Source organism: Geotalea toluenoxydans JCM 15764 (genome assembly GCF_001311985.1).
Taxonomy (GTDB): domain Bacteria; phylum Desulfobacterota; class Desulfuromonadia; order Geobacterales; family Geobacteraceae; genus Geotalea; species Geotalea toluenoxydans.
Window position 1 is genome coordinate 42,912 of record NZ_BBCJ01000018.1, and the last position, 20,817, is coordinate 63,728.

The 20,817-nt window shown below is 53.3% G+C and carries 18 protein-coding genes and 1 pseudogene; all 19 read right to left on the reverse strand.

Translation table 11 applies throughout. The features are described from left to right. Positions 1-23: 23 nt before the first annotated feature. Positions 24-1,199 carry an ABC transporter permease gene (locus tag JCM15764_RS12840; protein WP_243688933.1) on the reverse strand — a complete coding sequence of 392 codons (1,176 nt, stop codon included), beginning with the start codon at positions 1,197-1,199 and terminating at the stop codon, positions 24-26. A 119-nt stretch (positions 1,200-1,318) separates the two neighbouring features. Then, the gene (locus JCM15764_RS12845; RefSeq protein WP_243688934.1) at positions 1,319-1,585 is read right to left on the reverse strand and encodes a hypothetical protein; all 267 of its coding nucleotides are present in this window, start codon (positions 1,583-1,585) and stop codon (positions 1,319-1,321) included. 102 nt (positions 1,586-1,687) lie between these two features. Then, complete coding sequence (locus tag JCM15764_RS12850; protein ID WP_243688935.1) at positions 1,688-2,053, reverse strand: hypothetical protein; 366 nt, start codon at positions 2,051-2,053, stop codon at positions 1,688-1,690. Next, a complete protein-coding gene (locus JCM15764_RS12855) occupies positions 2,005-3,306 on the reverse strand; it encodes a spermidine synthase (RefSeq protein WP_054696343.1) in 1,302 nt (433 codons plus the stop codon). Before JCM15764_RS12855 ends, JCM15764_RS12850 begins: the two co-directional genes overlap by 49 nt. A 36-nt stretch (positions 3,307-3,342) precedes the next feature. Continuing rightward, a complete protein-coding gene (locus JCM15764_RS12860) occupies positions 3,343-4,686 on the reverse strand; it encodes a B12-binding domain-containing radical SAM protein (protein ID WP_054696346.1) in 1,344 nt (447 codons plus the stop codon). Further along, positions 4,683-6,080: a cytochrome c biogenesis ResB family protein gene (locus JCM15764_RS12865; RefSeq protein ID WP_054696350.1), complete on the reverse strand. Its 1,398-nt coding sequence runs from the start codon at positions 6,078-6,080 to the stop codon at positions 4,683-4,685. Before JCM15764_RS12865 ends, JCM15764_RS12860 begins: the two co-directional genes overlap by 4 nt. A gap of 8 nt (positions 6,081-6,088) precedes the next feature. Beyond that, complete coding sequence (gene ccsA, locus JCM15764_RS12870; protein WP_054696352.1) at positions 6,089-6,922, reverse strand: cytochrome c biogenesis protein CcsA; 834 nt, start codon at positions 6,920-6,922, stop codon at positions 6,089-6,091. Between the two features lie 103 nt (positions 6,923-7,025). Next, positions 7,026-8,003 carry a WG repeat-containing protein gene (locus JCM15764_RS12875; protein ID WP_054696355.1) on the reverse strand — a complete coding sequence of 326 codons (978 nt, stop codon included), beginning with the start codon at positions 8,001-8,003 and terminating at the stop codon, positions 7,026-7,028. Positions 8,004-8,140: 137 nt separating this feature from the next. Further along, complete coding sequence (locus JCM15764_RS12880) at positions 8,141-9,334, reverse strand: cytochrome c biogenesis protein ResB (protein ID WP_054696358.1); 1,194 nt, start codon at positions 9,332-9,334, stop codon at positions 8,141-8,143. A 130-nt stretch (positions 9,335-9,464) separates the two neighbouring features. Next, on the reverse strand, positions 9,465-10,334 hold the full coding sequence (locus JCM15764_RS23560; RefSeq protein ID WP_243688936.1) for a hypothetical protein: 870 nt from the start codon (positions 10,332-10,334) through the stop codon (positions 9,465-9,467). Then, positions 10,229-13,258, reverse strand: coding sequence for a CxxxxCH/CxxCH domain c-type cytochrome (locus tag JCM15764_RS12890; protein WP_243688937.1), 3,030 nt, complete (start codon positions 13,256-13,258; stop codon positions 10,229-10,231). The genes JCM15764_RS23560 and JCM15764_RS12890 overlap by 106 nt, the downstream gene beginning before the upstream one ends. Before the next feature lie 62 nt (positions 13,259-13,320). After that, a complete protein-coding gene (locus tag JCM15764_RS12895; RefSeq protein ID WP_243688938.1) occupies positions 13,321-13,953 on the reverse strand; it encodes a hypothetical protein in 633 nt (210 codons plus the stop codon). 1,033 nt (positions 13,954-14,986) lie between these two features. Further along, positions 14,987-15,703, reverse strand: a complete 717-nt coding sequence (locus tag JCM15764_RS12910; RefSeq protein WP_054696375.1) for a M48 family metallopeptidase — start codon at positions 15,701-15,703, stop codon at positions 14,987-14,989. Further along, entirely contained in the window at positions 15,703-17,979 is a 2,277-nt protein-coding gene (locus tag JCM15764_RS12915) for a type I restriction endonuclease subunit R (protein WP_439645298.1), read from the reverse strand. The genes JCM15764_RS12910 and JCM15764_RS12915 overlap by 1 nt, the downstream gene beginning before the upstream one ends. Then, complete coding sequence (locus JCM15764_RS29845) at positions 17,886-18,791, reverse strand: type I restriction endonuclease (RefSeq protein ID WP_243688939.1); 906 nt, start codon at positions 18,789-18,791, stop codon at positions 17,886-17,888. Before JCM15764_RS29845 ends, JCM15764_RS12915 begins: the two co-directional genes overlap by 94 nt. Positions 18,792-18,907: 116 nt before the next feature. Next, a complete protein-coding gene (locus JCM15764_RS12920) occupies positions 18,908-19,303 on the reverse strand; it encodes a GxxExxY protein (RefSeq protein WP_054696378.1) in 396 nt (131 codons plus the stop codon). 81 nt (positions 19,304-19,384) lie between these two features. Continuing rightward, positions 19,385-20,095 carry a restriction endonuclease subunit S gene (locus JCM15764_RS12925; RefSeq protein ID WP_243688940.1) on the reverse strand — a complete coding sequence of 237 codons (711 nt, stop codon included), beginning with the start codon at positions 20,093-20,095 and terminating at the stop codon, positions 19,385-19,387. A gap of 12 nt (positions 20,096-20,107) precedes the next feature. Continuing rightward, positions 20,108-20,227 (reverse strand): annotated as a pseudogene (locus JCM15764_RS28420) (hypothetical protein); the annotation flags it as partial. Further along, a complete protein-coding gene (locus JCM15764_RS12930) occupies positions 20,179-20,652 on the reverse strand; it encodes a restriction endonuclease subunit S (protein WP_243688941.1) in 474 nt (157 codons plus the stop codon). The pseudogene JCM15764_RS28420 and the gene JCM15764_RS12930, both read right to left, overlap by 49 nt. Between the last annotated feature and the right edge of the window lie 165 nt (positions 20,653-20,817).

Below are 20,817 nucleotides of genomic sequence, written 5' to 3' on the forward strand. Positions count from 1 at the left end.
GAGCAACGCCCTTCGCAGCGGAGCTACGCTCCCGGCCACGGCAACGGCAAACGCAGACAGGATGGCAGTGGGGAAAAGCCATAGGGCGATTTGATCCTGGAGTTGAACACAACACGGCTGATCAATTCTGCCAGCTGATCCCCCAGCAGGTAGCCGAGCAGCCCCCCAATCACGGAAATGATCAGAACCTCGCCGATAAAAATGGCGATTACCTGGAAGCGGTCAGCGCCAAGGGTTTTCATCAGCGCAACCTCCGTTTGCCTTTCGGCCATAGATGCCATGAGGCTGGTGGAGACGGCAATGGCCGATGCCGTCAGCGCCAGGGAGGTCAGAAGGATGATGATCAGATTGAATTTTTCAAGCAGGGAACCTTCGGCACTGGCTATCTGCCAGATCGGCTTGGCCCTGCTCCCGGTCATTACCTCCTCCACATTCTTGGCAACCGAGGTGACGTAGGCGGTGCAGTACCATTTTTCGTATTCAAGCTTGTTCATGGTCGCCGGATCCCTGGAGCCGAACTCATCCATGGGCACCGTCAGGGCACTGACCAGAACTCTTGAGATGCGCCCTTCCTTTGCCAGCAGTCCCTGCACTGTCGCCAGCGGGGCAAAGAGCTGCTCCTCTTCATAACCGCCAGTGGTCACGACCCCTGAGATTTTGAACCGCCGGCTTCTGCCGTCCTTTCGGGCAATGATCTCGCTCCCCGGGTTCAAGGCGAATCTTTTCGCCAGGGAGACGCCGACTATTGCTTCGTCTGCAGCTTGAGGCCATTCACCGGCTATTTCCCACCATGGAGCAATCTGCCGTACCCCCTGGGTTGACGGCTCTGCCCCTTCCACCTGCAGTTCCTTGGCGAACCAGGTACCGCTGACAACGCCGCGCTCTTTTCTGCCGCCGGCTTCCAGCTCGACGATACCAAAGAGGTATGGTGCGAAGCCTGTAATGTTGTACTTCCAGAAAACGGTTTTGATCTTTTTCAGGTCGGCCTCGGCCAGTTCCCCCGCACCATCGGTAACGGCGGGTTCCACGAGAATGTTGGCGCCGTAGCTGCGTAACTCAAGGGCCATCTTATGGGATACTTCTCCGTAAATACCAAGGAAGGCTGTTGCCACGGCAGCGCCCATGGTTATGGAGAGCAACAGGAACAATACCGCCTTTGGCCGTTTGAGAAACGAGCTTTTCAGTATGCGCAGGAGCAATGGAGCCTACCCTTGCGCGGCCTGGACGCTTTGCCTGAGGGTTGCAACCTTCACCTTGAGCCGGCGCCATGCATAGACCCCCCAGATGACCAGCACTGCCATCACCACATGCTTGACCATCAATGCAGGCACCTGCAGTTTGTCCGCGGCGTTAGCCACTCGAAACTGGTGTAGAAGACGGTCCGGGGAATGCCGCCGATAATGATCCACCAGAGGGCAAAGCGGAAGAATTTGACCATCTGGTCATAGGTCCTGAGGAAAAAGAGGCTTGCCTCCCGACTTGCCATAACTGCCTGGGTCCTGACGATGGCGTGAATGACGAAGGCGGAGGCGGCGAGAAGTGCGGTGGCCACATCGTGAAAATAATTGTTCATCATGATGGCCACACCCAGCTCCGGCTGATCTGCATTGGATTTTCTCCTTGCTCACTCATTGTCAAATATAGAAGGTACAAAAAGTTGCTTCTGCAAGACTCCGCTGAACCTTGTTCAAGGGTTCTCGTCTTTTTCTATACGGGCAATATCCCCCATAAGAAAATTACGGGCCAGAAGGAACTCCAGAATTGGCCTGTCATCGGTGTTTATAGGTATACGCCCGTTTTTGACCAGCTCAGCCACCTGCTCCGGAGTCCGGGACAGGACAAAGTCAAGATCTTCACCGGCCATGCGGTGAACTCGTTCCCTGATATCTCCCTCTCCGCGCTCGAACGGGATATTCCGGCCAAGCATTATCAGATCAAGTGATTCAGGCACCTTCCAGAGCATCACATGCTTGAATGCCGTGGCAAATGTTTTGATCATCATCGTCACATCATCATTGGCAAGCACGTAATAGGGAAGCCACTGGCAGTACACTCCCCCTCATTCAGCCTGCCGGCCGCGATACGGTAATACTCGCTGCTGAAGAGGCTCGCCACCTCTGATTCGGTGGGATAGGACGGTTCGGAGGAGATAACGTCGTATCGGACATCATTCATCGTAAGAAATTGTCGCGCATCATTGACAATGACATTTACCCCATCGAGCAGCCCTTTTTTTCCGTGATGAGCCACTGCCCTGACCACCGCCGGATTTATTTCCACCAGGTCCGTTACCGGTACATGCCCCTTGGCAGCGGCTACGGTAATGCCCGCCCCAAGACCTATGATGAGAGCTTTGTGGGGTTCGGTATGGGCCGCAAGGGGAAGATAAGCTAGGAGGCGGGTATTGGCGATATCGGGCTGGAGTGTTCCTTCGATTTTCCCCCCGACCTGCAGCATCAGGTTCCCGTCCGGCATCCTGAAGGCCCTTACCGAACCGGAGGCGTTTTCCTCATAAAAAACTCGGGCAGATTCCAAAAAAGGGCTCTGCACCAATGGCAACTTCGCCCAACTACTACCCCGATTGGCAGTGTAGAAATTGACCAGGGTGGTTCGTTCCTTCGTCTCGGCACTCCAGGCCGCCACGGCTAAAAATAGCGTAAATATCCCAATCGCCGGGCGCAAGCCTGACCGTGCCGTCACCAGGAGAACAATGCCAAGAATCACGTTGATTCCTGCCGGTAGAAAGGTGGCTCCTTTAATCCCGAGCGTGGGAATAAGGAAAAACCCTGCAGACAGGGAACCGAACACCGCCCCAAGGGTATTGGTGCCGTAGGCGATGCCGATCTTCCGCCCCACCTGGGAAAGCTCACCGGTGATGCTTTTGATCACCAGGGGGAAGGTCGCCCCCATGAGAAGCGCCGGCCAGAACATCACCAAAGCACAGAGGGCAATCTGGACCGTGAAAAACAGGGGAGGATTCAGATGAAGTGACTGGTACATCCTTGCGTAAAGCTCCGGCAGCGCATGGATAATAGGAATGCTGGCGACCCCGCCTATACCGATACCGATCTCGCAGAGGCCGAGCGCCTTCACGGGGTCCATCCGGTCTCCAAGACGCCCCCCGATGAACCCTCCAACAGCCAGTCCGGCCATAAAGGTGGCAAGCATAGTTGAGAGGGCGTAGACGGTGCTCCCCAGTACCAGCGACATGGCCCGTGACCAGACCACCTCGTAGATCAGCGCCGCAGCCCCGGAAAAAAACGAGGAGACGAGAACAATGGCACTGATCTTCCTTTTATCAAGCATTTCATCTAACCTCGATCTAATCGCGGCCAAGTTCCGCTATCCCGGTGCCTCGGTCTTCTTCAGTGCTTCCCGCTCCCGTGCAAACTGGGTAAAGGCCCGCCCCTGGGGATACTGTATCATCCACGAAGTGATGTGGGACATTGGAAACCCGCGCCAGGAGATCTGTGGGATACGTCCCAGGATTCGTGGAATGGTGAAAAGCTCGGCCCGCAGCTTGACGATTGCCTCTTCCCGGTAGTCGATGCTCATCAGTGGGTCATCGTGGGTAAAGACGGCATGATTGCCGTCAAAGCTGTCCCAGTCGAGGCCGGGAACAAGATAAGGCTTATACAGCTCGTACAGCTGTGTCCCCGGAAACGGAGTGGTCATAACGGGATGGGCCGAGACTTTCAGTTCATCGCACAACTTGAGGATGCCTTCGTAATCCTCGCGCCGGTCCTGCCTGCCGCCGATCATCATGAAGAGCATGACCTCGATGCCATGATCCCGGATTTTTTTAATGGCATCCCGCCGCTGTCGCCCCTGCTTGGTGACCGCCTTATACTCCTCCAGGCTGCCGATGTTGTTGGATTCCCAGCCCACCAGCACCGCCGTTAAGCCGGCCTTGCGGGCATTGGTCAAAAGCTCGCCCGCCCGGGGGTGGTCCACCGAAACCAAGTCGCCTGAGCCGAACCAGGACTTGCCCCGTAGGCTCTTCCCCATCTCCAGGTAGAGCTCGATGGTATAGTCCATGTTGACACCCCAGACGTTGTCGTCGATCCCCCAGAACAGACGCCGTTTGCTTTGGGCAATCTCGGCAACCACCTCGTCAATCGGGCGGGTTCTCACCCGGCCGCCGAAGAATTCGTGAACCGAGCAGAAGGTGCAGCGATGGGGACAGCCGCGGGAAGTCTGAAAATAGCCGTAAACGTAGTTGGTCTTCCACAGGTTGGTGATTGGCCTGGGGAGCCCCTTCAGCTCCGGGAATCCGCCCTGATATACCGGCTTCAATCGCCTCTTCTCAGCATCGTCCAGCAGTGCTCCCCAAATCTTCTCAGCCTCGCCAAGGACAATAGCATCGGCATGGCGACCCGCCTCATCGGGCAGTGCCGTCACATGTATGCCGCCAAGGAGCACTTGCCGCCCCATTTGGCGCAGCCGGTCAGCCATGCGATAGACCCAGGGAGCCTGGGGGGTAAGCACCGTAAACCCGATCAGGTCGGCATCGGTCTGGTCCGGGTTGAACTGCTCCTTGTTGGCATCTACCAGCTCAACCGTCACGTCCGGACGGATCTGCAGGGTCAGCCCGGCAAGATATTCCAGCACCGGCGGCGCGATGGGAAGTCCTTTCGATTTCTGCCCTTTTTCACCGAATGGGGGTGAGACAAGAATCAGCTTCATGGCTCGTCTTGTACCTCTATTGTTCCGGGAAGCTGCATTGCCGCCTTCAGTCCGGCGAACTCTTCCCTAAACATGACCGGGAAGTATTCGGACCGGCCGGCAAGAAATACCGTCTCTTCCTCTGCCAGGGCTCGAATATCACGGCGATAGAAGCCAAAACGGATGACCAGCGCAATGGTCATGAGCACGAAAGCGGCGTAAATTATCATGAGCCCCCTTTCCTGCCCAACGTAAAAATTGATCCAGTAGGTGTAGTCCTGCCATACCAGGCGCTGCCCATTGCCAAACAAGACGGACTCATGGGGGCGGAGGGTTACGGTCTGCAGCCTCTGCCCATCTTTTTCAAGGGAGAGTGTCATGGCTGGATTGACGATTTCCCTGGTCTGTTTGGATGAGCTGTCATTCGGCTGCTGTTTCAGCGCCTGGGGCAGGTTTGACGACAGGCCCCTCGTCCGGCTCTGCTCGGCGACGATGTCGGTATGGAACCGGGCGCGGACGGTATACCCTTGCAGAGAAAAGCCATCTTCATCACCGTTCAGAAGCTTGAGTTTGACGAACACACCGTCGATCTCTTTGCCGGCAGAATCCTGAACGACAAAAAGAGGGGCGACATCGACAGTCTTGATGAGAAAGGATAACCGGCCATCATAGTAAGGGCGATTGATGCTGATGCTCTTCCTTCCCTGACGGGTCTCCAGATCAACTTCCAGGTCAACCGGCACCGCCTGATTGTAGTAGGTCGGTTTCACAGCGGTTACGGTGAATTTCGAGGACGGCACGGCACCGAATTTGGGGCGTGTAAAAATTTGTTTATAATTCCCGTCAAACTGCTCTCCGACAGCCAGATCAACCTCGGCGCGGAATTTGGTATAGATTGTTAGCACCCCTCCCGCCAGCAGCAGCAGAAAACTCAGGTGGAACAGCAAAGTGGCCAGTGGGGCATAGCGATTACGAATGCCGGCCAACGCCGCGCCGTCACGTATCACCCGATAGCCATGACTGTCCAGGACCGATGCAATATTATCGAGCGATGCACCTTTCAGCTCAGCGGAACAGCGGTAGCTTTGCACGAACCCGGCATTATCAGGTAGCCGCATCTCCCTGCAGAGTTTCCAGATCCCAGGCAGCCGGTCGATCATGACCAACAGGAGGTTTCCGAAAAACAGCACCCACAGGGCCATCATCAGGGGGGAAGAATGGAACTCCGTGAGATTGAAGGTCTCAAGCAAGGCGACCAGAGTGGGATGATCCTGCTGCCATGCCAAGTACGCCTCCCTGCCGAGAATGGACTTCTGGGGCACTATGATTCCCAACAGGCAGAGCATCGCCAGTGCAATGATCAGTGCGGCAGTGACCTTCAAAGACTTGAGGGCTGCAAGTAAGTTTTTCAGCACGCCTGCTCCTACTGCCCCTGCATCGCACGGAAGAGGTGCAGGCTTGATGAAACAAAGAAATTAATGCCGAAAAAGGTAATGACCATTCCAGCCAATGCCCAAATAACGATCCAGGCCAGTCGGCGGCCTCGCCACCCCATGGTGAGACGCAGGTGAATGGCGAAACCATATATCAGCCATGTCACCAGTGACCAAGTCTCAACCGGGTCCCATGACCAATAGTTCCCCCACAGATCCTTGGCCCAGATAGCTCCGGACGGGATCATCACGGCATCGGTTATGAAGCCGAAGACCACATATTTGAACATCAATTCATCGAGCATCGGCAGATCGGGGAATTTTGCGTAAAACTCCTTCCGGGGGTTCTTCTCCTTAAGAAGGTAGATGATTCCCAGGCCGAAGGCGATGGCAAAGGCGCCAAAAGCCAGCCAGGCAAATAAAACATGGATTCCCAGCCAGAAAGACTTCAAAGAAACCGACATGGGAATAAGTTGGGGAGAACGCATGACACCGAAACCGAACAGGAGCAGGGAGAACGGAATAGTGCCGACGCCGATGGCACTGAGGCTGCGGTGTTTCCACATAAAGATGATGGTAAACAGCACCACGAACCAGGAACCTGCCGTTGCAGATTCGTAATCCCCTGCCCAGGGCAGATTCCCGACAGCAACATACCTGGCGATGATGGAGGCTGTATGGATCAGAAATACCGCAGCAATGGGGTAGATGATCTTCTGGAGGATGTTTTCTTTCCTGAAGACGAAGGCATAAATGTACAGGCCACTGATGATTCCGTAACCACAGAGGGATATCCAGACAAGGATTGACTCAAGAGGTGCCACAGTGAGAAACCTCCAAATTTCGGCACCGTTGCCGATTTGATTAAAATATCATGCCACCCGTTAACAAGTAAACCTGTTAAACCTTCAGCCTTTTAGCATTTCGTCACGACTTACTCAATTTCTGCCGCGAAGGTGACCACTTGGTCGATAATTGGCTGGTACCACTCGTAGGTGGGAGGAACGACCAGATTCCCTTTTTTGTCGATGTATCCGCACAGGTCCCCTTGGCGCACAGCCGCCAACCCGTTGATAAAAATCGTTGCAGCCTCGAAACGGGGAGGATGATCTCTCGTCCTTGGCGATCGATGTAACCGACTTTCCCCCCGATCTTGACCGGCGCAAGCCCCTCTGAAAAGAGCGATGGTCCGTCCATTGTCAGCGGCACGGCATCCTCGCCCCGCCGGTCAATAAACCGCCAGGCGCCTTCTTGCTCTACTGCGGCCACGCCCTCCTTGAACCGGAGGCAGTTTTTATATTTTGCCTCTACTATCCAGACGCCATTGGTATCGATGAAGCCCCACTGGCCGTACTTGCCATTGATCTTCACGGCAGCCAACCCTTCGCGGAAGGGGGTGGCATCATCAAACATCGGCTGGATCACCATGGTCCCGGAACGATTGATAAAGCCGAATTTTTTTCCCTTCTTCACTGGCGCCAAACCCTCTGAAAAGAACCTTGCATCTTCGTAAAGCGGCTGAATGATCATCTTGCCCGTTGTATCCATGAACCCGGCCTTGTAACCATCTTTGGTGACGGCCACGACTACCGCCAAACCCTCGGTAAAAGCAAAGGTCGAAACAATGCTTGAGGGGATAACCATCTTGCCGACCTTGTTGATATACCCCCACCTGTCACCAACCAGAACTGCCGCCAGCCCTTCGTTAAAGATAGAAGCCGCCTTGAACCGGGGTTCGATGACAATTTTGCCGGATGTGTCGATATAGCCATCCTTGCCACCAATCCTCACTGCCGCCAGCCCTTCGGAGAAAAGTGACGCGTTCTCGAATCGGGCCGGGATCGCCAGTTTTCCACTTTGGTCAATATAGCCGAATTTGCCGTTTTGCCTTACCAGAAGGCGCACTGCCTCTCCTTTCTGTAAGGGAGGCTCCGTCTCCTGCCTGCACGCAGCAAGGGCCATAGTGATGAATAGTGAGAAAAAAACAAGGCATCTGAATGTCATAGGTTGGGTCCTGTAATGTGGGTAGGTGAATGGGATGGTTATATGTCAACGGTTGAGTCGTTGATGGCTTTAAGTACTTTCGCATCCGTAGTGCGCAAAGAGATACCGTCGGGCGTTTCTGTAATCCAGACCCGTCGAGGCCTCCAGCTCAGACGTATCAACAATCCCAGCAGGGCAGTCCACGCACCGGCAAACAGGGCACTCTTGTGGCGGCGACGGGTTACATGGATCTCGCTCCATTGCCCCAGTCCTTCGAGCTTGGCAACATAGCCGGCCGATTCCTTTTTGTTCTCTCCCCAGAGGAATAGTTCGGTATCCACTATACGAGATCCTTTGTAGTCCACTGCCACTTTCATGGCTTTGTCCTGTGGCCGGAGCCATGCCTCTCCCTTGACCTTCTCGAAATGATCATCATCGATTTCGCCATGGAATGTATATCCCTCTTTCGGTTTGTCCAAGGGAAGGAGTTTGACGAAATTGGTGAAGACGATGTGGTTCGATGTGGTGGTGACGACCAGCCAGGCATCGAACAAAAAGCGGGCCATGTGGATCTCAAAGGCGTCGATGCCAAGGGGAGAGCCTGGACTGATGGTCGCCCGCTGCAGTTCCTTTCCGTCCGGGTCGCATATGACGATGTCGGTAGCGCCTTGAGGATACTTGCCATCAGGAAGGATCTGACGGGTTATCTGAAGCTTGACCGGCAGTTCATCGAACGAGGAGAGTGCGCCCTTGGTGAGAATCCCGTAGGAGGAGGCTTCGAAGAGCTTGAGCGGCCCGCCGACCCCAAGCAGAATGGTGCCGGAGAATTGGCGAACGTTGTCGTAGGTCCCTACCAGAAGGGTGAATGACAGCCCTGCCAGCAGGAGTAGCCTTCCCCAATACCCCCGGTCTGGCCGCTCTCCGTAACGCCCGGATTCATCGAGGGTATAGCCTGTTCGTACGAGATGCTCGCGTAGCTGTTCCCGGCTAAAAGGTACGGTTGCGGCCCGTCCTCGAAACAGCGCTTCTGAACCATATCGTTTCCCGGAACGGAATCGTCTCACATCAATGAACAGGCGTGCAAGGAGCCAGGCCAGACAGAGCAGGTTGTTGATCAGCAGGATTATCGGGGAGATGGAACTTCCCCCGCTGATGCGCTGGAGAACCACCGCCAGCGGAATTATGAGGAATACACCAAAAGCAAGTGGCGAGATAACGACCAGAGAAACCAGTAAACGGATGCGTGTCATCATAAATTTAAAAAGTGATTTAGGGTTGTGTGCATCACCCTTTCGTTTACCTGCATCTCCACTCGTAGTAAACAGGAAAATAAAAGAAAGGAGCCGGTTGCCTGGCCCCTTTCATGCAACAATGCGCTAGAAGTCAATAGGTGATTGCTCGTGGCGTTCTGGTGACAGATTTTCCGCCGGAAGGATGCTGATTGCACGTGCTCCAGCTTGAGTTGTTCAGCGTATAGCAGGTTGCACCGGTTCCCGATGTCCAGCCCCCAGGGATGTATTTGGAGTTTCCCATACCAGGCATGAACCGCCTCGTCTGCTGAGAAGTATTGTTACCGTCCGTGTAGCTGGCATTGCCACCGTGAATGCCCCCCCATCCGGTTTGGCCGCAGTTGTGGCAGCCCGAGCAAGTCATGCCGGTGATGTGTCCATCGCCATTCGTACGGGCAGACAGGCCGGTTGTCCCTGCAGTGTGTGTATAATCGCTCCCGTTACCGCCGGTAATGTGAGCAGCGGTACCGCCCAGGGTTTTGCCACCTAAATCGTTGTAGATAGATCCGACATGGCATTTGAAACAGACATAATCGGTCGATGTATGGGTTGTGTCCGTGCCGCTAGCGGTCTGCAGCATATATTCGTTGGTAGAACCGTGAGCGCCGATGCCGCCTGATGTCGCCCACTTACCGCTGGTGTGGCAGTCACCGCAGTGGATTGTCGAGGTATCGCGAATGGAAACGCTACCTCCGAGTGGGGTGAAGGTGGATACGAACCGGTTTGGACTTGCCGAGAACAGTGGTGTCGACGATGTATACTTCTGGCCGGACACGGCGTGATGGGAGTAGTTGGTGGTAGTGAATTGCGTTTTGACATCGATTACCCCAGGGCGTGTGACCTGATCGTAACTGTTTTTCAGGGTGTCGTTGAAGGGGTTGGTCGCCGTTCCACCCGTAATGCTTCGAACAGTAGTATTGTTGACCCCGTTGTTGTCATGACAGGCAAAACAGAAATTATCCATATTGGTATGCTCGGAACCGGTCCAGACAATAGCGGTGTTGGTGTCCACGTTACGCAGGTCAATCTGGCCGTTTTCATGCAGTGTTCCCTTGACGCCGCTGGTATCCCCCTCCATGTGCACATGGCACAGTGGCGTACGGTCAAGGTCACACCGGTGACATGGTGTGAGGTTCTGGAAAATTCTGCTGTGATTATGCGAACACCATTATTATCGATATCGGCGTTGCCCGTGTTATTTTTGAGGCCGGCGTGACAACCGAGGCAGTCCCCGCCGGATGCCTCGACTATACCGTTAATGTGTAGAGCACGATTGGCGCCGGCAGTAAATGTGCCATCTGCATTGACATGGGAATGGCAGCCGTTACATGCAGACAAGGCTTCTGTGCCGCTGTGGGAACTGCCCGTATAACCGGTAGGGGGACAGCCATGACACATGGCACAATCACCCGTATTCGACGGAATACCGGTAAGATAGGCAGTATTGGTCCAGGTCGGGCTGGTATCTACTCCGTTGCTTGAGCCGTTGATCATCTTTCCGCCATGGCAGTAGGTGGCGGTGCAGGTTGAAGATGCATAGGTCGGATTAGCTGTGTTCAGTACCGCATCGCCGGAAAAGACAGGCGCTGAAACACCATTCATATGGCCTACGGCAGTAATCGTAGCTGGAACGGTATGGCAATCCCCGCAAGCAACGATGCCGGTATATGCCGCTCGTGCCGTGAGATGAGGAACATGGGCGCCGACCTTGCTATCATTCTCAGCCGTCACCTTTGTCGGCGCAGCACCGGTAGCCGCAGTGGAGTAGAACGGACTGGTTGCGGCCGAGCCGTGACAGTTCTCACAAGGAACGGTTGCCGAGTACAAGCCACCGCCCCAAACCGGTGCACCCTGGCCGTGGCATTTGCTTGCCGTGCAGTTGCCGAAGCCATTGCCGACGGCGCCATTTCCCTGGGAATAAACGGTACCGGTGGCATAGGTGCCACTGAAGGAGAGTTCTATGGTCTTGTTCACATGGGTAGAGGTTGTAACTGATGTTTCAGTATAGCTGTTATGACAGGTTGCACAGGTGAAGTTGGCTGTTCCTTGGGCGTGTTTGACGTGATCGCCGGGGGCGGATGTATCGCTATCCATATCCAGATGGCACCCACCGCAGCCAAGGGAGGCATCGTTCCACCCTGGTGATGTATAGGCAACAGGTGTAGCAGCACCGGTGTTTGACTGGGCATTGGAATGGCAGTAGATGTTGGTGCAGGTACCGTAGGTGGCACTAGGGGCTAATTTATTGGTATTACCGCTGATTCCTGCCGGATCGGCTCCGGTAACAGCCGGGGAATAACTGGAGGTAGAGCCGATGAGACCGGTGGTGGAGGAGCTTAACCGCCACTGGACGCTGCCGTTGACATGGTTGAAGCTGCTTGCACCCGGATGGCACTTGGTGCAGGAGAATCCATAGTTGCCGGCACTGCTGCTGGCGTGGGTAGTATGCTTTCCGGTTGCAGGAACATTGGCCGCTGAAGCGGCGTGACAGGCACCGCAGGCCGACTGGCTGCCGTCGGTAACAATCCACGATGGATTTATTGAGCCATTGGCGCCGGTCCACTGGCCGTGGCAATAGACATTGCAGGAGGTACGGTAGCTGGTGCTGGTATTGACGACGGTGCCGGTTTTGCTGGAAACAAAGCTGTAGGCAGGAGTGCCGCCAAGGGGCGAACGTCCGCTAAAGGAGCCGAATGCAACTGGTCCGGCAAAGCCGGGCCAGTTGCTATTGTTGATATCGAAGCCAATCTGGATGGTTTTGCTCACCGCCGGCATGGTATTGCCGCTGTGGCAAGTGGTGCACTTCATTCCTTCACCTGTCACGTGTGCTGAATGGGAACCTCCGCTGGTCGGGGGGGCGCCCAGGGCCAGTGTCGCCTCGGGGCTGGTTACCAGTGTTGCCGTACTGACAGGTGGATTACCGTGGCAGCCGTCGCAACCGGACCCTTTAAAGCCTGCACTGTGTGGATGACAGGAAGCAGCACAATCCTGGCGGTTATAATGGGGATCGGTGCTCCGGTTGGCAATCTTTGTCGAACTGTACTGGTGATACAGGGTCTTGTGGTGACATACTTCGCAGACGTTGCGGGAAGCATTGGCATAGGTGGTCCTGAGATCATCACCAAAAATCCCCTGGGTATTGGCAATTGATGCTGTCATGCGCGAGAAAAGCACAGGCCTGCTGCCAAGGGAAGTCTCAATCTGTCCGGCAACTATTTTGACGTTGCTGGTGCCCTTGTTGTGACATGTTGCACAAGTAAATCCTGTACCCCAGGAACCGTAACCTTTGGCATTTGTAGGGTCAAGATTGGTACTGCTATGCATTAAAGGTGAATTGTTGCTATTAACCGTCGTTATAGCAGTGGCATCGGGTGGGGCAATATGAAGGTCTGCACTGGCACTGACTGTTGAGGTATTGACAGCCCCATTTGGTGCTGCTGCTCCTGCTGTGACAGTAAAGTAAGCCGTCCCCTGATTTCCGGCTGCAATGGTGAGAGATGTTGATGAAAGTGCCGTGGCTGAGAAATCTGTGGTGTTGCTGTTGGCAAGACCAAGATTATAGATTACATTGCCACAGCTTGTGCCGATGTCCCTATTGGTCACGGTGACCGTATAGAGCATGTTGGCACCAGCTGCGACCAGAGACGATGAAGGATTAACAGCCAGTTCCGGTATATTTGTCGTACATGTGCCACCAGCCTGTGTCGTGGCTGTAGCCGTGGCACCCGCTGAGGAATGGTTTAGCGCATCGTATGCGCAGACCCTGTAGGCATAGTCTGTACTTGCAGAGAGGCCTGTGCTGTCATTATAGCTGTTTGCCGTTCCCTGATATATGGCCGTTCCAGAGCAGTCAGCAGGAGGCGTTGTCGTAGCATCTGCTCTCACCACTTTGTATGAGGTGGTGGTATTAAGCCCGGACCCGCTATCGCCGGCTGCTGTCCAGTTAAGGCTTATCTGGCTGCTGCTAGCTGCAGTGGCAATAAGAGAGCCATCGATCGGACCAACGTATCCACCGTTTTGCTGAGGGATGCTGAGATGGTGCTCCAGCTGGCACCATTGGTATTAGAAGCCCGCATCTGGATGTTGAGTGCAGTTCCGTTGGTGGATGACACATTGCTAGCAGTACAGGTATACGGTCCGGTTCCACTTACCGTTCCATTGGTCCAGGCCGTTCCCCCATTAATTGTATACTGGCAGGAATTTACGGCCTGAGTCGATGTGAAATTCTCGGTGATGGTGAAGGGTGAGTCCACATAGTTGCCTGACAAGGGAGTAACGGCCAGACTGCCGGCAACCTCAACCGGGACCGCAGGTGTCGAATAGGTGATGGTGAGGGAGATGTTGTCAAGCATTCTGGTCACAGCGGCAGTGGTATCGGCAGTAGTATCGAGTACCCCTAAGACACTTAGCTTGATGCTGCTGTTTGATGGCTGCAAGGCAGCCGGGACAGCAATACCGGTGGCACTCCGTGTTGCCCATGAAGTGGTAGCGCTGAAGGGAGTTCCCGTAACGAGGGTAGTTGGATTGCCATCTGTAGCGTCAGACAGAATATAATCACCAGATTCTGAGGTGGGGTCACCCAACACATTCTCAGAGCATCTCCAATCATAGGAAGCGTTGACCGACGTGATGATGGATCCGGCAGGGACACCGAGAGACTCCCAGGTGATGCCGGTGAGGTACCAGCCGGCCGCGGAATTGAGCTTGTTTTTGCCGACAATCCTGGATTGAATCGCGCCACCAGGATTACCACCGGTAGTTACATTCGTGTCGGTGGTGCTGATGCCGGCATTCCCGGTCCAGCTTTCGGACGTGGTGGTAAAAACATAGGTTTTGATAACACTACCGGCATGATGCTTGTCGGGCTATACCACCCTTGATAAATAAAGGTGCTCAGCAGCATGGTAAATCCTGCTATCAAGGCTATCTTAGCTCTAAGGCTAACTCCCCTGATTTTTCGTACAATAGTTTTTCCCATGGTGACCTGACCTCTACTTTAATTTAAATTAGGTTAAAACGCGCATTAGCAGAAATTATAAAAAGTTGGCATGCATTATATAATCTTGCTTTCCTGCCTGTTTGAAACATTAGGCCATATCATAGGAACTCAACAAACGCATAAATAATGCCAATAGCGAGTGACGTTTTTAGTATGGAGTACGAAAGCTGGAGGATAATGAGATTATCGTGGGAGAGATATTCTATTGGCGGGAAAGGCGCAAGGCAGCAGGAGGGACTACTGGAACATCCTCGAATACTTCGGAAAAGACAACATTGATATCAAAACAAAACACCTTCCTTTTTACCAAGAATTTCGTTGGTGAAAGTCTGGTGAAAGTCGGGGGGTTTTCAGGAAGCCTGCCAAAAGCAGAAAAACTGGCGGAGAGGTAGTCCTTCTAATACATATCTATCATACTTATTTTGTTGTATTTTGCTAAAGGCATTGGCAGCAAATACCCGCAAAAATACCCTCAAGTAATTTTTCACTCACCTTTTCTTCGGAATTAAAAAATTCGTCCGGACCAAAATAAATGCGGATCAGTGATTTGTTGATACATTTTCGGGTAATGAGCAAGGTAATGCAGCGGAGAGGGTGGACGGCAGTATAAAAGCAGGTTACTCTGCCCATTCCTCATGCCCCAGCGGTGAACGATTCAATTCCTCCCGGTGATTCCGCCAGGATGCCATAAATTGATCCATCAGAGTGATGAAACGGCTGTTGTGAGTGGGTTCCAGCAGGTGAACCATCTCATGCACTAAAACGTATTCCAGGCATGCAGGCGGCTTCTTTGCCAGTTCCGTATTGAGACGGATGTTCCTTGCCTGGCTGTTACAACTACCCCACTTCGTTTTCATCCTTTGCACAAAAAACTTGTGCACCTTAACGCCTATGAGCGGCTCCCATTTATTGATCAATGGGGGAACAGCTTCTTTGAGCTTCTCTCGATACCATTCTGCAAGTACGATTTGCTTCTGCTCGGCACTCATATCTGGACGGATCCGAAGCACCATCTTGTTATGCTTTAGAGTCACGTAAGGCACTGCACCTTTTTCAACTATTTTCAGCAGATAGCGTTTACCCCAAACATAATGGCTTTCCCTGTCAAGATACTCTCTCGGGAATTCTCTTTCCTGCTCTTGGAGTTTTTGCTGCTGCTTTTTGATCCAGCCTAGCTTGCTGATGGCAAAGACGCGAATGGTATCGAGGTCCATCCGCTGTGGGACCGAAATGCAAACTCTGCCAGCCGGTGGATACACACTCAAGTGAATATTCTTGATGTCCTTCTTCACCACATCTATGGCAATCTCGCCAAGTCTGATCTGGGTGGTCATCAGTATTCTCTCTGCTTTTCAATGATGAGAAATATTCGCTCTACCTCAGTCACGTCCTGTAAAATCCCATACAGGGCAGCCTTAATGACATTCTCCTTGGCCTGGACACCTCGCCAGCCGTCAGGCCGGGTCTGTTTGACCGTTTCATCGATTCTTATGGCAAGGTCGAGCATAGGGTCTTGAGCAACACCCGCATAGGCAAGTGAAGGGTCGGCTGCTGCTTTAGGCCTGAGATTGTTATAGAGCGCCCGGAGTCCCGGCGTGTCAAGTTGCTCGGGCGTATTTTCGGCCTGTCCCGCCTCCACCCTCCTGGCCAGTTCAGCGATCTTCTTCAGATATTCCTCGTAGTTTTCCGCCTGTTCTTTGCGGAACTTTATGATTTCGTCCAAAATCGCCGACATTTTGTCGTAATAGGCTGGGTCATTCAGGTGTTCCTTTATGATCTTGCTGCGGACGTTGTTCTCGATGGTCTCAGCAACGGCGTTCTTGTTGCCCTTGAGTCCATCGGGCAGGCTGTTGATGGCGTTAGCAATGCCGGTCTTCACAATCAGGTCCAGCAGCGGCATGTCGTCAAATGGTGAAATCTTTCGTGGAGCGTCGGCTTCGATATAGGTGTCGATGAGGTGGCGCATGTCAGCTTCGTAAGCTTTCAGGTCCAGGCTTTCACCAGCGGCGTTGCGGATGATCTCCCGCAGCTTGAGGTAGCTATCCAGATCCTTATTGATGCGTTTGATGTCGGTCTCGTTGTACCCGGCGTTGCCCAGTTCATCCGCAATATTGGCATAGGCACGTACCAGCGCAACCGTTGCCTTGTAGAGCGCCGCCCGTTGCGTTTCGTGCGCCTTCAGGTCTTCCGGTATCTCGGTATTGCCGCAGAAATAATGGATATGCTCCAACTCCCCCTTGGGCGGCGCCACCGGTTCACAGAGCATGGCGATTGCTTCCAGTGCATTGTCCAGCCGCTCCCGGCCTCTGGTCATACGGTCTTGCAGTAGAATCTCGGGATCGACACCGCCAGAGCTATGATCCAGTTCAGAGGTATACACCGCGATGGCGTTCTCTACCTTCTTAAAGAGGTCCTTATAGTCCACGACATAGCCGAAGTCCTTATCTTCACCATCCAGACGGTTAGTTCGGCAGATGGCTTGAAACAGCCCGTGATCCTGCATCTTCTTGTCGATGTAGAGATAGGTGCAACTGGGCGCATCAAAGCCGGTCAGCAGTTTGTCCACCACCACCAGCAGCTTCATATTAACCGGTTGATCCTTGAACATCTTCTTGGCGTGGTCCTCGTAGGCCTCAGTGTTGGCCATGCCGGTGTTTTTCAGCAACGTGGTGTAGCTGGTATAGATGGATTCCTTGTCCGTCTCAGTATTCGCGCCGGTATCCTCCAGGGTGATGTCTTTCGCCTGCGGATTGTAAGAGGTGATGACCGCACACTTGCCCTTGAACGGCGTCTTCTGGAACAGCTCGAAATACTTGCACGCCTCATAGATGCTGGAGGCCACCAGAATGGCGTTGCCGCGTTCATTGGAGAGGCGTGGCTTGACGCTGAAATCGAAGATAATATCTTCCACCACCCGATCCATGCGGGACCGTGAACTGAGCACGTTCTGCATGGTGCCCCACTGTTCACGCAGGGCCGCCTTCTGCCAATCGTTTAAGCCCCTTGTCTTGACGTCGAACCAGGTGTCGATCTTGTCTTCCGAACCGAGCCGCTGGTCGATGTCCCGTGCCTCATAAATCAGGTCGAGTACCACTCCATCTTCCACACCTTCGCTGAACTTATAGGTATGGATATAGCCGCCGAACACCTCCAGGCTGGTCTGCTTGTCCTGTTTGAGTAGCGGTGTACCGGTAAAGCCGATAAACACCGCATTGGGCATCAGCGCCTTCATGGTGCGGTGCAGCTTACCGCTCTGGGTGCGGTGGCATTCGTCCACGAACACGAAGATCTCCCCCACCGTCAGGCAGGGTTGCGCCTCCAGATCCTTGATGAACTGCTCGAAATCATCCACGCCCTTCCTGCCGAACTTGTGCACCAGCGAGCAGAGCAGGCGCGGTGTGGCCTGGCCAAGTTGGGTCATCAGATCACGTCCGCTGCTGGCGCGCGTCATGGGATGGCTGGCAGCGGTGAAGACCCCTTCGATCTGTTTGTCCAGTTCGTCGCGGTCGGTGACGATCACCACCCGCGCATTGGGCTTGTTCTCCAGAATCCATTTGGCCAGCAGCACCATGACAATGCTCTTGCCGCTTCCCTGTGTATGCCAGATGATACCCCCCTGGCGGCGATGGACATGCGCCTGCGCCGCTTGATACCGAAATACTGGTGTACACGCGGCAGCTTCTTCAGGCCGCCATCGAACAGCACGAAGTCATGCATCAGCTCGATCAGCCGCTCCTTGTTGCACATCTTGAGCAGGTATTTATCCAGCTTGAAGCGGCTGTTGTCCGCTTTGTCTTCCTTCCATTTCAGGAAATACTTCTCTTCCGTCTTGATAGTCCCGTACTGCAGCCCTTCGGAATCATTCCCCGCAAAGATGAATTGCACCGTGCTAAAGAACCACTCGTTAAACTGCGGCTGCTGGTTGGAAATGTTCTGGCGGATGCCGTCGCCAATGGAGATGCGACTGTTCTTCAGTTCCAGCACACCAATGGCGATGCCGTTAACGTAGAGCACCAGGTCGGGGCGGCGCTCAAGGTTGCCGCGCAGGGTGACTTCCTCGGCAATGGCGAAATCGTTGCGCTTGGCCGCATTCCAGTTAATGAGATAGACAGTCTCGGTAACCTTACCCGCGTCGATCTTCACCGGTACGCCGTATCGCAACAGTTTGTACACTTCCTTGTTGTTATCGTAGAGGGAGCGATTGGGATTGTCCGCCTCGATGCGCAGCTTGTAGATGGCGCTGCTGATCTGGGCCGGGGTGTAATCATTTTGGGAAAGGTAGGCTGTGAGAAGTGCTTCTTCGATGTTGCTGTTGTTTGGGAGGTCAGTTTTGTCGCCGAGATAGCGATAGCCGAGCTCGTCCCGGAACAGGGCGATGACGCGGTTCTGGGTTAATCTTTCTGGCTGGCCGATGGTTGTCATTTGTCAGTACCTTTGTCTGAACCTTGATTTACAGGATTTTCTTGAATGTCTGAACCATGATTTATAGGATTCAAGGATTGCCTTAATTTTTCAGGTTAATCCTACAATCAGGAAAATCACGGTTCAGACAGTTTATCACGGTTCAGACGGTTATTATGCACCCTCTTGAACTCCAGGCTCCTTGCGCCAAAGTTGATCAGCAGTCCGATCTCCATCTGATACGCTTCAAGGTAATTCATGGCCTGCGCCAAGTGAACATCCTCAAGCCGGATCAGCGCCTTCAATTCGACCATTACCAATTCTTCAACAAAGAAGTCAACCCTGCGGGTGCCGATTTGCTGTTCACGGTAATGAATCAGCATCTCTTTTTCCCGTTCAAAAGCAAGGTTGAATAAAGGCAGCTCGATTGCCAACGCACGCTGGTAAATGACTTCCTGAAATCCGTTGCCTAGTGTTGAGTGAACCTTCATGGCTGCGGCGATGATTCGTTTTGTTATGTCGGAGTGGAGCATGTCAGAACCTCCGTCTGAACCATGATTTATAGGATTTTGGGATCACCTTGATGGATAACATCAATAAATCAGGATAATCCTTTAATCAAGAAAATCATGGTTCAGACGTATTTTCCCCGTGAGCAGGTTGTGCATCATGCCTTGCTTGAGCTGGCGGGTTTTGGCGAGCCTGGTTTCGAGGGTAGTGATTTCGGCGTCCATGTCGAAAAGGATGGTGGCGATGGCGGTTTGTTCGGGGAGTGGTGGGCAACTGAAATCAATATTCTCAATTCTTGAGGCACTCAGGCTCGGCACGCCAGATGCTTCGTTGTAGCTCCGCCAGTTGATAGTGTTGAATTTATAAAAGATGAACTTTGCATCTGCTTCTGAAGCAATCTCTGTGAAGAATAGCGTGTCAATCGTCCAAAACGGAGTATCAATAAACTGGGGGACATCGATAGTGCCTTTTCTGCCAATGAGGATCGAAGGCTTGTCGTAGAGATACTCGTTAGTCCGCCCAATCTCGCCGCCACTCGCAAGGATTGGATATTTCCCGCCAACCACGACGACGTTATGTTGGCTTTTGCCGTGCCTAACTTTCAACACGTCCCCCAACCGCTTCACCTCCCACCCATCGGGAATTTGGTGGTGTTTGTCGCATTGTAGGGGCACGGTGCGCCGTGCCCCTACCGATGTAAATTCCGGCAGGCGCTTTTTGCCGGTGAGCAATTCCTGCATGGCGCCTTGTTTGATGTTGCGTTTTTTGGCGATGAGTTGCTCCAGGGATTCGATGAGGGCATCGGTGTCGCTCAACGCCTCGGCGATGGTTTCTTGTTCGGCTTTGGTGGGTGGAAGAGGGATTTGTAAATAACGAATGTCGTCAACCTTTGCATGACCTACCGTTGAACCACCAATTTTTTGAACAGATTGCTCTGCACTCCTGATGACATGAGGGCGTAGAGAAGAAAACTACTTTCAGTTTTCTCTCTATCTGGGCGATAAAGCATCATTCGCTGCCCCAAACAGACTCGCACATCCGAAGGTACTAAGCACACCTCTCCTAAAGGCGCTTCTCTTGTAATGAGAACATCACCCAGTTGAGGAATGGCTCTGGCAGTCCACTCATGGAAGGACGTCTCATTCGTAAAACGAAGCTCCTCTCGAACAAACTTTCCGTTACGCACATTCGGGGTCCTTACTACAGCAAACTCACCACCATCAACAACAGGAGCTGTCCGGTTCTTGCAGTCCACAACAAGCTCACAGATCTGGGCAGCAGTTTTAACCTCCCAATCCTCCGGAATCACCCCAACCTCGGTCTTCTTGTAACCTGTCTGAATCACGGATTGACACGGATTATTGGAACTCACGGATACCACCTTTTCTAATTCTACGTAAATCATGCATAGGAAATAGCGCTTTTAGTGATACGTCCTGATGACGTGCACAAGAAAAGGTCTTTTGGTGTGCACGTTCTGCTTATGTATAACCGAAATGGCTCTTTCGTGTTCACGTTCCGCTTCTCATGGGTACAT

Coding starts and splice junctions, on each gene's coding strand:
- JCM15764_RS12880 (WP_054696358.1), bottom strand. CDS start 9,334: ATGATGACACGCATCCGTTTACTGGTTTCTCTGGTCGTTATCTCGCCA.
- JCM15764_RS29845 (WP_243688939.1), bottom strand. CDS start 18,791: ATGACAACCATCGGCCAGCCAGAAAGATTAACCCAGAACCGCGTCATC.
- JCM15764_RS12860 (WP_054696346.1), bottom strand. CDS start 4,686: ATGAAGCTGATTCTTGTCTCACCCCCATTCGGTGAAAAAGGGCAGAAA.
- JCM15764_RS12855 (WP_054696343.1), bottom strand. CDS start 3,306: ATGCTTGATAAAAGGAAGATCAGTGCCATTGTTCTCGTCTCCTCGTTT.
- JCM15764_RS23560 (WP_243688936.1), bottom strand. CDS start 10,334: ATGGATAATTTCTGTTTTGCCTGTCATGACAACAACGGGGTCAACAAT.
- JCM15764_RS12910 (WP_054696375.1), bottom strand. CDS start 15,703: ATGACCACCCAGATCAGACTTGGCGAGATTGCCATAGATGTGGTGAAG.
- JCM15764_RS12920 (WP_054696378.1), bottom strand. CDS start 19,303: ATGCTCCACTCCGACATAACAAAACGAATCATCGCCGCAGCCATGAAG.